Annotated in this window: 8 protein-coding genes; 3 read left to right on the top strand and 5 right to left on the bottom strand. The window is 71.5% G+C overall.

From position 1 onward, the window contains the following. Nucleotides 1-150: 150 nt before the first annotated feature. Genes ACZZZB_RS06520 through ACZZZB_RS06510 form a run of 3 tightly spaced genes read right to left on the bottom strand, consistent with a single transcriptional unit; the run spans nucleotide 151 to nucleotide 3,702 of the window. A complete protein-coding gene (locus ACZZZB_RS06520) occupies nucleotides 151-1,515 on the bottom strand; it encodes an aldehyde dehydrogenase family protein (RefSeq protein WP_137242375.1) in 1,365 nt (454 codons plus the stop codon). After that, nucleotides 1,512-2,348, bottom strand: coding sequence for a gamma-glutamyl-gamma-aminobutyrate hydrolase family protein (locus tag ACZZZB_RS06515; protein WP_202939805.1), 837 nt, complete (start codon nucleotides 2,346-2,348; stop codon nucleotides 1,512-1,514). Before ACZZZB_RS06515 ends, ACZZZB_RS06520 begins: the two co-directional genes overlap by 4 nt. Beyond that, entirely contained in the window at nucleotides 2,335-3,702 is a 1,368-nt protein-coding gene (locus ACZZZB_RS06510; protein WP_079704999.1) for a glutamine synthetase family protein, read from the bottom strand. The genes ACZZZB_RS06515 and ACZZZB_RS06510 overlap by 14 nt, the downstream gene beginning before the upstream one ends. 239 nt (nucleotides 3,703-3,941) lie before the next feature. Between ACZZZB_RS06510 and ACZZZB_RS06505 the strand changes: the two genes are divergently transcribed. The 3 genes from ACZZZB_RS06505 to ACZZZB_RS06495 all read left to right on the top strand — a co-directional run bounded on the left by ACZZZB_RS06505 (nucleotide 3,942) and on the right by ACZZZB_RS06495 (nucleotide 9,894). Then, nucleotides 3,942-5,498, top strand: a complete 1,557-nt coding sequence (locus ACZZZB_RS06505) for an amino acid permease (RefSeq protein ID WP_192004486.1) — start codon at nucleotides 3,942-3,944, stop codon at nucleotides 5,496-5,498. A gap of 161 nt (nucleotides 5,499-5,659) precedes the next feature. Then, nucleotides 5,660-6,208: an orotate phosphoribosyltransferase gene (pyrE, locus tag ACZZZB_RS06500; protein WP_175116436.1), complete on the top strand. Its 549-nt coding sequence runs from the start codon at nucleotides 5,660-5,662 to the stop codon at nucleotides 6,206-6,208. Continuing rightward, nucleotides 6,208-9,894 carry a hypothetical protein gene (locus ACZZZB_RS06495; protein ID WP_463529223.1) on the top strand — a complete coding sequence of 1,229 codons (3,687 nt, stop codon included), beginning with the start codon at nucleotides 6,208-6,210 and terminating at the stop codon, nucleotides 9,892-9,894. Before pyrE ends, ACZZZB_RS06495 begins: the two co-directional genes overlap by 1 nt. A gap of 24 nt (nucleotides 9,895-9,918) precedes the next feature. Here ACZZZB_RS06495 and ACZZZB_RS06490 read toward each other — a convergent pair whose 3' ends face one another. Together ACZZZB_RS06490 and ACZZZB_RS06485 are read right to left on the bottom strand one after the other, a co-directional pair. Beyond that, complete coding sequence (locus ACZZZB_RS06490) at nucleotides 9,919-10,959, bottom strand: alcohol dehydrogenase catalytic domain-containing protein (RefSeq protein ID WP_191940443.1); 1,041 nt, start codon at nucleotides 10,957-10,959, stop codon at nucleotides 9,919-9,921. Nucleotides 10,960-11,014: 55 nt separating this feature from the next. Next, nucleotides 11,015-11,812, bottom strand: coding sequence for an HAD-IIA family hydrolase (locus ACZZZB_RS06485; protein ID WP_079705004.1), 798 nt, complete (start codon nucleotides 11,810-11,812; stop codon nucleotides 11,015-11,017). Nucleotides 11,813-11,828: the final 16 nt, after the last annotated feature.

Raw genomic sequence — 11,828 nt, 5'->3', positions numbered from 1 at the left:
CGACAAGCTCAGGGACCGGGGTGGTGCTCAGGGACCGGGGTGGTGCTCAGGGACCGGGGTGTTGCTCAGGGACCGGGGTGGTGCTCACGGACCGGGGTGGTGCTCGGGTACCGGGGTGGCCCTTCGACAGGCTCAGGGACCGGACGGGGCTCAGGGACCGGGGTCGACGGCGAGGAAGACGTTCTTCGTCTCGGTGAAGGCGAGCGGGGCGTCGGGACCGAGCTCGCGCCCGAGACCCGACTGCTTGAACCCGCCGAAGGGGGTGGAGTAGCGGACGGAGGAATGGGAGTTGACCGACAGGTTGCCCGACTCCACTGCTCGAGCTGCCCGCATCGCACGGCCGATGTCGCGGGTCCAGATCGAGCCGGAGAGGCCGTACTCCGTGTCGTTCGCGAGGGTGAGGGCGTCGGCCTCGTCCTCGAAGGGCAGCACGGCGACGACGGGACCGAAGATCTCCTCTCGGACGGTGCGATCGTCGCGACCGGGCGTCAGCACGGTCGGCGCGAACCAGTACCCCGGGCCGTCCGGGGCGCTCCCGGTGAAGGCGACCGGCGCGCCCTCGGGCACATACGAGCGCACGGCGGCCAGATGCGGAGCGGAGACGAGCGGCCCCATCTCGGTGGCCTCGTCGTTCGGATCGCCGACGACCACACCCTGCACGGCCGGCTCCAACAGCTCCATGAACCGCTCGTACACGCTCCGCTGCACGAGGATCCGGCTCCGGGCGCAGCAGTCCTGGCCAGCGTTCTCGAAGACGCCGTAGGGGGCGGCGGCGGCCGCGCGTTCGAGGTCGGCGTCTGCGAACACGATGTTGGCGCTCTTGCCGCCGAGTTCGAGGGTGACCCGCTTCACCTGCTCGGCTGCGCCGGCCATGATGCGCTTGCCGACGGCGGTCGACCCGGTGAAGACGACCTTCCGGACGGTCTCGTTCGTGACGAAGCGCTCGCCGACGACCGATCCGCGGCCCGGCAACACCTGGAACAGTCCCTCGGGCAGGCCGGATTCGAGGGCGAGTTCCCCAAGGCGGATGCTCGTCAAGGGCGTCCACTCCGCGGGCTTCAGGACCACGGCGTTCCCCGCCGCGAGCGCCGGCGCGAACCCCCAGGCGGCGATCGTCATCGGGAAGTTCCACGGGGTGATGATGCCGACGACGCCGAGCGGTTCGTGGAAGGTGAGGTCGATGCCGCCCGCGACGGGGATCTGCTGACCGAAGAGCCGTTCGGGTGACGCCGAGTAGTACTCGAGCACGTCGCGGACGTGACCGGCCTCCCACCGCGCCTGGGTGATGGGGTGGCCCGAATTGACGACCTCGAGGCTCGCGAGGTGCTCGCGGTCGGCGTCGACCGATGCGGCGAAGCGGCGGAGCGCCTGGGCGCGGTCGGCGGGGCTGACGGCCGCCCAGGACCGCTGGGCGACGGCGGCGCGGGCGATGGCGGCGTCCGTCTCGGCGAGGTCGAGGTGCTCGACGGTCGTGACGACGTGTTCGTTCGCCGGATTGAGGATCGTGTAGCTCACGGTGTGGTGCTCCTGCTCTCGGTGCCGGGTGTGGTGCTGGTGCTGCGTCCTGCGGTGGTCCCGGCGTCGCGGTGTCGACGCGCGGCGTCCACGAGCCCGGCGAAGAGACGCCGGTCGGCCGCCTCCTCCTCGGGGTGCCACTGCACGGCGAGACCGAAGGGGACCGTCGGCAGCTCGACCGCCTCGATGACGCCCTCCTCGGTGCGAGCGGTGACGACGAGCCCGTCGGCGACGCGGTCGATCGACTGGTGGTGGTAGACGTGCACGTCGAGCTCGTCGTCGTCCTGCCGGAGCAGCGCGGCCAGTCGCGAGTCGGCGTCGATCGCGACGGTCTTCGGCCCGAAGACGCCCTCGCCGGGCTGGAAGGAGTCGTCGCCGACGAGGTCGGGGAGGTGCTGGACGAGCGTCCCGCCGAGCGCGACGTTCAGCAGTTGCGCGCCACGGCAGATGCCGAGGAACGGCAGCTCGGCGTCGATCGCCGCCGTGAGCAGCGCCTCCTCCCAGGCGTCCCGGTCGGTCCGTGGCCGACCCGTGCGCGGGTGGGCGACCTGACCGTACAGGCCGGGGTCGACGTCGGCGCCACCCGAGACGATGAGGCCGTCGAGGCGGGCCAGCACGGATGCGGCCACGGCACGGGTGACGGGCTGGGGTGGGAGGAGGACCGCGATCCCACCCGCATCCGTCACGGCGTCGAGGTACACCTTGGGGAGGAAGGACGCCGGGACGTCCCACACCCCGGTCTGGGCCTGTTCGAGGTAGGTCGTGATGCCGATGAGTGGAGCGCTCGAGACGGGCGGGTCGGTCGCTGGGACGTTCGGGTCAGAGGCGTTCAAAGCCGCGCACCCGCTCCCAGTCCGTCACCGCGGCGTCGAAGGCGGCGAGTTCCACCTTCGCGAAGTTCAGGTAGTGGTCGACGACCTCGTCACCGAAGGCCTCGCGGGCGATCGTCGACTGCGAGAAGAGCTCGGCCGCCTCCCGGAGCGACGTCGGGACGCGGGGCGCACCGCCCGTGTAGGCGTTGCCGCTGGTCGGGTCCTCGAGCTCCAGTTCGTTCTCGATGCCGTGCAGTCCGGCGGCGATGAGCGCGGCGACGGCGAGGTACTGGTTGACGTCGCCGCCCGGCACCCGGTTCTCGACGCGCATGCCGAGCCCCCGGCCGACGACCCGGAGTGAACAGGTGCGGTTGTCGTGTCCCCAGGCGACGGCCGTCGGGGCGAAGCTGCCGTCGACGTAGCGCTTGTAGGAGTTGATGTTCGGGGCGAAGAACATCGTCAGCTCGCGCATCGCGGCGAGCTGCCCGGCCAGGAAGTGCCGGAAGAGCTTCGACATGCCGTCGGGCGCGTCGGGGTCCGCGAACACGGCCGAACCGTCCTCGCCGCGAAGGCTGATGTGGATGTGGCAGCTGTTGCCCTCGCGCTCGTCGAACTTCGCCATGAACGTGAGGCTCTTGCCGTGGGCGTCGGCGATCTCCTTCGCCCCGTTCTTGTAGATCGAGTGGTTGTCGCAGGTGACGAGGGCGTGGTCGTAGCGGAACGCGATCTCCTGCTGCCCGAGGTTGCATTCGCCCTTGACGCCCTCGCAGTACATACCGGCGCCGTCCATGGCGTTGCGGATGTCGCGCAGCAGAGGCTCCATGCGGGTCGAGGCGAGGATCGCGTAGTCGATGTTGTAGTCGGTGGCGGGGGTCAGCTTCGTGTAGTCCTTCGCCCAGGCCTCCCGGAAGGTGTCGTCGAAGACGAGGAACTCGAGCTCCGTGCCGACGAACGGGACGAGGCCGCGTTCGGCGAGCCGCTCGAGCTGGGCGATGAGGATCTGGCGGGGCGAAGCGACCACCGGGGCGTCGTCGAGCCACTGGAGGTCGGCGGTGACGAGGGCCGTGCCCGGCAGCCAGGGCACGCGGCGGAGCGTGGAGAAGTCGGGGATCATCGCCATGTCGCCGTAGCCGCGCTCCCAACTCGACATCGCGTAGCCGTCGACCGTGTTCATCTCGACGTCGACCGCGAGCAGGTAGTTGCAGCACTCCGCCCCGTGCTCGGCGACGTCCTCGACGAAGAGGCGGGCCGAGACGCGCTTGCCGACGAGTCGGCCCTGCATGTCGGTGAACGCGAGGATCACGGTGTCGATCTCGCGCGCGGCGACGGCCGTCGTGAGCTCCTCGAGCGTCAGGTTTCCTGAGCGTGGGTGCATGGCAGCTCCTCGTTGATCCGGGGGACCCGTCGTCGGCGTTCTGCCTCGATGGAGAACTGAAAGGTCGCGAACCCGACCATTACATCACAGCACCTCCAGCGGATCGAAGCATTTCCGAGATGGATTTCTCCACAAAGGTATGTACACGCGACCATTGCAGGTCCTAGAGTCGGGCCAACCGAATCTGAGGACGTTGTGCGAGCCCGACGAGCGCGCAACCCGAGCGACAGGACGCATCGATGGCTGACGACACGCGCAAGATCTCCGGGGTGACCTACACCGCGGCCGGCGAGGGGTACTTCGAGAAACGCAGCCTGAAGCGGTCCGCCGGGGTGTGGGGCCTCTGGGGTCTCGCCGTCGCGGCGGTCATCTCCGGCGACTTCTCCGGCTGGAACTTCGGCATCGACTTCGCCGGGTTCGGCGGCATGCTCATCGCCTTCGTCATCCTCGTCGCGATGTACTACGGCATGATCTTCTCGATCGGGGAGATGGCCGCGGCGATGCCGCACACCGGCGGGGCCTACTCCTTCGCGAGAGCGGCGATGGGACCACTCGGCGGGTTCGTGACCGGCCTCGCGGAGACCATCGAGTACGTCGCGACCACGGCCGTGATCGTGTACTTCTCGGCCTCCTACGCCGACGCCATCACGAGCGAGCTGCTCGGCTTCTCCATGCCGTCGCCCGTGTGGTGGGCGATCCTGTACGTCGCGTTCATCGCGCTGAACTCCGCGGGAGCGAGCATCTCCTTCCGCTTCGCGATCGTCGTCTCGATCATCTCCATCGGCATCCTGCTCGTCTTCTCCGCGATGGCGATCTTCTCCGGCCAGTTCGCCTGGGCCAACCTGTTCGACATCGCCCCCGACGCGGGCCAGACCGAGTTCCTGCCGCACGGCGTCCTCCCGATCCTGTTCGCCCTGCCCTTCGCGATGTGGTTCTTCCTCGGCATCGAGGAGCTGCCGCTCGCGGCGGAGGAGTCCCACAACCCGGTGCGCGACATCCCGAAGGCCGGGTTCTGGGCTCGTGGAACCCTGATCGTCACCGGTCTGCTCGTCCTGTTCCTCAACACCGGTGTGATCGGTGCGGAAGCGACGGGGACGGCGGGAGAGCCTCTGCTCGACGGCTTCCGGGCCATCGTCGGTGACGGTGCGGCGGCGGTCCTCGCCCTCTTCGCCCTCATCGGGCTCCTCGCCTCGCTGCAGGGCATCATGTTCGCCTACGGTCGCAACATGTACTCGCTGTCCCGCGCCGGGTACTACCCGCGGTTCCTCTCCCTCACCGGCAAGCGGCAGACGCCGTGGGTGGCCCTCGTGGCCGGGGCGATCATCGGGTTCATCGCGTTGCTCATCGTCGACGCGGCCGGCGGATCGGGCGGCGTCGCCGGGGCGATCGTGCTGAACATCGCGGTCTGGGGTGCGGTGCTCGCGTACCTCATGCAGATGATCGCGTTCCTGCTGCTGCGGAAGAAGTTCCCGAACGCCAAGCGGCCTTACCGCAGCCCGTGGGGTGTGCCGGGGGCGGTCATCGCGGCCGTCATCGCCGCGCTCATCTTCGTCGGCTTCCTGCTCAACCCGACGTTCCTCCCGGCGATCATCGCGATCGTCGTCGTGTACGTCGTCATGCTGGTCGCCTTCGCGGTCTGGGGTCGCCACCGGCTCGTCATGTCGCCCGAGGAGGAGTACGCGGTCTCGGGCGGCCTGCACGGCGACCCGGAGACCGAAGGCTACGGCGGCGCGACCGAGGCTGAGCTGCTCGCAGCCGACCGTCCCGAGGACCCGGGCTCCGGCACCGCGCGTTGACCCCCGGACGCAGCCGCCCCGACGCAGACCGGTGGCGGCGTCGCGTCCCGAGCCCCGGCGAGTCGTGCCCGACACGCCGGGGCTCTCCTGCCTCGGTGACGCGGAACGCCCCCATCCGGGCGACTGCGGCGATGGGGGTCACAGCTTGTAGACTCGTCGACGTGACGGACGCACGAGCTCAGCTCATTGACCACATCTCGGCGGAAGCCGTGTTCCACGGTGACTTCACCCTGACGAGCGGCAAGAAAGCGACGTACTACGTCGACCTCCGCAAGGTGAGTCTCGACCACCGCGTCGCGCCCCTCATCGGGCAGGTCATGATCGACCTCATCGCCGACGTCCCCGACGTCTTCGCGGTCGGTGGCCTCACCATGGGCGCCGACCCGGTCGCCGCCGCGATCCTGCACCAGGGTGCCGCGCGCGGACTCACGTACGACGCGTTCGTCGTCCGCAAGGAGCCGAAGGACCACGGTCGCGGCAAGCAGGTCGAGGGCCCCGACCTCCAGGGCAAGCGCGTGATCGTGCTGGAGGACACCTCGACCACCGGTGGGTCACCGCTCAAGGCGGCCGAAGCGCTCGAGAAGGTCGGAGCCGAGGTGGTCGCCGTCGCCGTCGTCGTCGACCGCGCGACCGGCGCCCGCGAGATCATCGAGGCCGCGGGCTACCAGTACCTGGCCGCGATCGGCCTGGAAGACCTGGGACTCGTCTGATGTCCGGCGACGGAACCGGACGCGGCGGGGCCGGGCTGCCGGACGAACCCGCGGACGGAACCGACTGGCTGCTCTCGCAGCTCGACGCCGACGACACGGAGGCGATCGAGACGCAGCCCGCCACCGACGCGATCGACGAGCAGCCGTCTGCTGCCGTCGCTCCGTCGCCCGTCGACGACGACGACCGGACGCGCGTCCTGCCGGTCGTCGGCGACGCCGCTGCTTCGCCGGTGCCCGCGCCGGTTCCGGCAGAGCCCCAGTGGTCCGCACCGTCCGCGCCGTCCGTGCCGGACGCGCCCGCGACCCCGACGGCCGCTGAGCCGACGCGGGCTCCGGTCGAGCCGCTGCCCGCTCCCGTCGAACAGACCCCCGCTCCCGTCGAGCAGACGCCCGCTGCCGCCGAGCCGACCCCCGCCGCCCCGGCCACCGCTCCCGGCGAGTTCGCGAGCGAGGCCGAACTCCTCGCCTGGTGGCAGAGCCAGGTGCCGAACCCGGCCGACGACACCACACCGGTCTCGGCGCCGCCGACGCCGGATGCACCCAGCGCGGAGCCCGTCCCACCCGCCACGCCTGCAGCCCCGGCCGACCCGATGCCTGAGGCTGCTCCCGTCCGGTCGGAGGGTCTGCGTCACCCGAACGCCCTCGAACTCCCGGTCGTCCCGCCGACCCCTGCCCCGGCATCGCCTGTCCCGCCCGCCCGCAACGAGCTGACGGTCGACACCGACTCCGTCCTCCAGCACGCGCCCGCAGGCACCTTCCGGCCCGCGCCCACGAACCCGGTCGTCCTGCCACCGGTCGACGACGAGCCCTGGAGCCTCGGCGGCAGCGACGACACCGACGCCGATCCAGTGGCCGCGGAGGATGTCTCGACGGCCGTCCTGCCCACGGCCCGAGCACTCGCAGCCGACGACCCGGCGGCCTGGGCCGCGGTCGAAGCGGAGGAGACCGCCGCGACGACCTCCACCTCGACGCTCGCCGGCGGCACTCCCGCCGCACCGCAGCCGCCCACCGCCCCGCCGGTGACGCCGACGCCGCCCGCCGCGGACCACGACGTGCCGTCAGGCTCCGCGACGACGCCCGACACCGAGGCGCAGGACGACGATCTCCCGGAGGGCTCTTGGAGCCTGTCCGAGACGTTCGGCGACGACGTCCTCGGTGGAGAGACCGTCGAGGTCCGTGACACGACGATCGACGCTTCGGCGCCCACCGCCGCGCGACCCGACGAAACCCCGGCCGACGAAGCAGCTGCCGACGACGTCTGGACCGCCGAGCCGGCGACTGCCGAGGCCTCCGCACCGCGCACGGATCCGTTGGCCTGGTTGACGGAACCGTTCGGTGAGACGTTCGGCGCCGCGCCGGCGGCACCGGAGGAGCAGCCGTCCGAGGACCCGCAGGCGGAGCCGGTCGAGGAGGCGCCCCAGCAAGTCGACACCGCGGACGAGTCCGTCGCCGTCGCCGCCACCGATGAGGCGATGTCTCCGGCCGCGAGCGAGCCGGTCGAGCCGACCGCCGACTCGGACCCCGAGGCCGCGTCCGACGGCGTCGTCGCCTCCGAGCCGATCACCCCCGCGGCACCGTTCCGCTGGGACACGGTCCCGGCGGCCTCGCCCGCGCGTGCAGCGGAGCCGACCTTACCAGCCGACGTCCCGTGGCCCGAGACGGTCCCCGACGTCGACGCCGAGCCGCTCGATGAGACGCGGCCGTTCGACAGCCTCGGCGGTCCGGGCTTCTCGGCCCTGGCGGGTGCCGCAGCCGCAGCAGCAGCGGTTCCTCCGGCGCCGACACCCGACGCCGACACGGACGCCGAGCTCGGCCGTGACGATGCGCCGGTCGACGACGACGCGACGGACACCGCCGACGTCCCCCCGGCCTTCGGCCCGCCGACCCCGAAGGCCGAGCGTTCCATCACGGAGCTCATCTCCCTCGACGGCGTGCAACCCGAGCCCACGGTCAGCCCCTTCGGCACCGCGCCATTCGTGTGGGACCTCGCGCCGAACGACGCCCTGGACCCGCTCGTGCACGCGGCTCCCACGACCCAGCCCATCCCGGTCCCGCCGGTGGAGTGGGAGGGCGCCGAGTCGTCAGCCGTGAGTGCGGAGTCCCCGTCGGAACTCGCGCTCGAGGGCGAGGTGCCCGATGCCGCGTTCATCGCCGGCGACGTCCAGCCGTTCGCTCCGGGCCTCGCCGCCGTCACGCTCGGTCGCCCGCTCGTCGACGGACCCGGCGACGAGTTCGCCAGCTGGACCGACGACGCGACCGACACCGACAGCTCCGCGCCGGACGCCGCGCCGATCGTCCCCGCCGCGAACGACACGGTCGACCTCTTCCCGACGCTGTCGCTCGGTGGGTTCGACGCAGCCGTCGCGGCCGGTGGCCTCGCCGCCGCAGGGGCCGCAACCGCTGCCGGTGCCGCTTCCGGCCTCGGCTCGGGCGCCGACTCCGACGACACGGAGACCTCGGCCGACCGCGACGCCGACTCCGCTCCCGAGACGGCACCGACCCCCGTCATCGATACTCCCGCTCCAGAGACCCCGGCGTTCGCCGTCGACCCGGAGGAGCTCGACGACGAGTTCGACGAGGAGATCGTCGAGTTCGACGCCGTCCCACTCGCTGCGGCGGGCGTCACACCGCTGCCGTCGTTCGTGCCGGACGGGACCGTTGCCGACGGTACAACCGAACCCACCACGGATCCCGCGGCGTCCGATGCCCCACTCGCCGACGAGGGCTCGATCGACTTCGAGCCGGTCGGCGAGCCCGAGCCGGTCAGCGAGGAGCTGCGGCTCGAGTCGCTGTTCGACCTCGGACCCGAGACGGATGCGGTCCAGGTCGCCCCGGCCGATGACGCCGCGACCGACGGTGAGCCGGCTGCCACGCCGCTCGCCGACACCGAGCAGGCCGACGGCACGGCCACGGTCGCCCCGTCCGAACCGTCCGAGCCGTCCGATCAGCCAGACGCCACCGCCACCGCCACGGCGGAGGCGGCCTCGGCACGGTCGCTCGCCGACGCCTTCGCCGCCGAGGGCGGCTGGTCGCTCCAGGCCGACGCGATCGCCGAGCCTGATCTCCCGCTCGCCCCCATCCCGGGCCTCGTCGCCGCCGACGGCGCCGATGTCGACGACACGGACCCCGACGGCGACACCGGCGGGTCACGACGAACGGGGGCCCACGCGGCCGGAGACGACGACAGTGCTCCGCACACCTCCCCGGTGGCCGAGCCCGATGTCGCCTCGAACACCGTGCCCACACCCGTGATCCCCGCCTCGGTCTCCGTCTTCGGCGCACACGCCGCGGCCGTCCCCTCGCAGGGACCGGTCGCGAACGTGCCGCAGACGGCCCCGGCCGCGCTCCCCGGCGAGACGGTCGCGTTCCCGGAACTCGACGGCGCGAGCGCGCTCACGACCCCGGCCGCGGCTGCGGGTATCGTCGGCGCCACGTTGCCCCCACAGGCCACGCAGTCCGCTCCCGACCGCGACCTCCCCGAATACCGTGGAGAGCACGCGGATCAGGGCATCCCGAAGGCGCTGCTCTGGGCGGTCGTCGGGCTGGGTGCCGCGGTCCTGCTCCTGCTCGCGTTCTACTTCGGAACGCTCGTCGGTGCCGCGAACGCGGCCGGTGCGGCTGCAGACGCCACGATGCCGAGCGTGTCCGCAGGGTGGTCGACGGCCGGAGCCCCGGACACCGTCTGACGACGCACCTGACGCGGTCGCGGGTCAGGCGACGTCGATGACGGTCACGCCCGTCGAGCGGTCGCCGGACGCCAGGGCGACGAGTGCTGCCGGTGCCTCGTCGAGGCCGATGCGGTGTTCGATGAGGTCCTGCGGGCGCAGCGCACCGCTCGCGACGAGGTCGAGCAGCTCCGAGTAGTCCGACGCCGGCATGCCGTGGCTGCCGTGGAGCGACAGCTCCTGCGAGATGATGCGCGGCAGCGGGAGTGTCGGTTCGCTCGAGAACAGCCCGATCTGCACCTGACGGCCCATCGGCGCAAGCGCCAGGAGGCTGAGGCGCATCGTGGATTCACGCCCGAGGGCTTCGACCGACACCTGCACGCCCGCCGGTGCGGCTTCGGCGATGCGCGCGAGGACGGCGGCCTCGTCGAGCCCGCTCGAATCGATCGTGTGCGAGACGCCGATCGACGCCGCACGCGCCAGGGCCGAGGCATCGATGTCGACGGCGATGACCTCGGCACCGAGCGCGACGCCGATCATGGCCGCGCTGAGCCCCACGCCGCCGCAGCCGACGACGAGCAGGCGCTCCCCGCTGCGGAGCCCGGCGCGGTGGACGAGCCCGCGGAAGGCCGTCGCGAAGCGGCACCCGAGGAGGGCGGCGGCACCGGCGTCGAGGGACTCGGGCACCGGGATGAGGTTGACGTCGGCGTCGTGCAGGGCGACGAGCTCCGCGTAGGAACCCCAGTGGGTGAAGCCCGGCTGCGTCTGATTCGGGCAGACTTGCCCGTTCCCGGCGAGGCACTGGACGCAGCGTCCGCACGCGCACACGAAGGGCACCGTGACGCGATCGCCCACGCGGAACCGCTCGACGGCGGGGCCGACGGCGTGGATGCGCCCGACGAGTTCGTGACCGGGCACGTGGGGGAGGGCGATGCCGTCATCGTGCCCGAGCCAGCCGTGCGCATCGCTCCGGCAGAGCCCCGTGGTCTCCACCCGCACCACGACGCCGGCGTCGGACGGCACCGGATCCGCGACGTCACGGACCTCGGGCTCGGCGGTGAACTGGTCGTAGACGACGGCGCGCATGGAAGTCCTCGGGGCGGGGCGGAGTGGTTCGGTGGGGCTGGTGGTGGCGGAGGGCCTAGATCTCGACTTCGACGGGCTCCGTCTTCACGAGGTCGATGACGCCGCTCAGGATCTCGTTCGGACGGAACGGGTAGCGGTTGATCTCGGCCTCGTCGCTGATGCCCGTGAGCACGAGGATCGTGTGGAGACCGGCCTCGATGCCCGCGACGATGTCGGTGTCCATGCGGTCGCCGATCATGCCCGTGTTCTCGGAGTGGGCGCCGATCTTGTTGAGCGCCGATCGGAACATCATCGGGTTCGGCTTGCCGACGACGTAGGGCTCCATGCCGGTGGCCTTCGTGATGAGGGCCGCGATGGCGCCGGTCGCCGGAAGCGGGCCGTCCTTGCTCGGTCCCGTCGCGTCCGGGTTCGTGACGATGAAGCGTGCGCCGCCGGCGATGAGGCGGATCGCCTTGGTGATGGCCTCGAACGAGTAGTTGCGGGTCTCGCCGACGACCACGTAGTCGGGGTTCGTCTCCGTCATGGTAAAGCCGGCCTCGTGGATGGCCGTGGTGATCCCGGCCTCCCCGATGACGAACGCCGAGCCGCCCGGCTCCTGCTCGGCCAGGAAGGCGGCCGTCGCGAGAGCGGAAGTCCAGATGAACTCCTCGGGCACGTCGAGCCCGGACGCGCGCAGTCGGGCGCTCAGGTCGCGCGGGGTGAAGATCGAGTTGTTGGTGAGCACCAGGAAGGGCGTCCGCTGGTCCTGCCACTGCTGCAGGAGCGCGGCGGCACCAGGGAGGGCGTGGTTCTCATGGACGAGCACGCCGTCCATGTCGGTGAGCCAGCATTCGACCTCGTCGCGTCGTGACATGCGTTCCTCCAGGTGC

The sequence above is a fragment of the Plantibacter sp. AC185 genome, from assembly GCF_979258065.1.
Note: the sequence above shows the minus strand (reverse complement) of the source record. Positions and strands in the feature narration are given on the sequence as shown.

Bases quoted from the DNA above. Each gene is read 5' to 3' on its own strand.
- ACZZZB_RS06510 (WP_079704999.1), bottom strand. From the start codon at position 3,702: ATGCACCCACGCTCAGGAAACCTGACGCTCGAGGAGCTCACGACGGCC.
- ACZZZB_RS06505 (WP_192004486.1), top strand. From the start codon at position 3,942: ATGGCTGACGACACGCGCAAGATCTCCGGGGTGACCTACACCGCGGCC.
- ACZZZB_RS06495 (WP_463529223.1), top strand. From the start codon at position 6,208: ATGTCCGGCGACGGAACCGGACGCGGCGGGGCCGGGCTGCCGGACGAA.
- ACZZZB_RS06490 (WP_191940443.1), bottom strand. From the start codon at position 10,959: ATGCGCGCCGTCGTCTACGACCAGTTCACCGCCGAGCCCGAGGTCCGT.
- ACZZZB_RS06485 (WP_079705004.1), bottom strand. From the start codon at position 11,812: ATGTCACGACGCGACGAGGTCGAATGCTGGCTCACCGACATGGACGGC.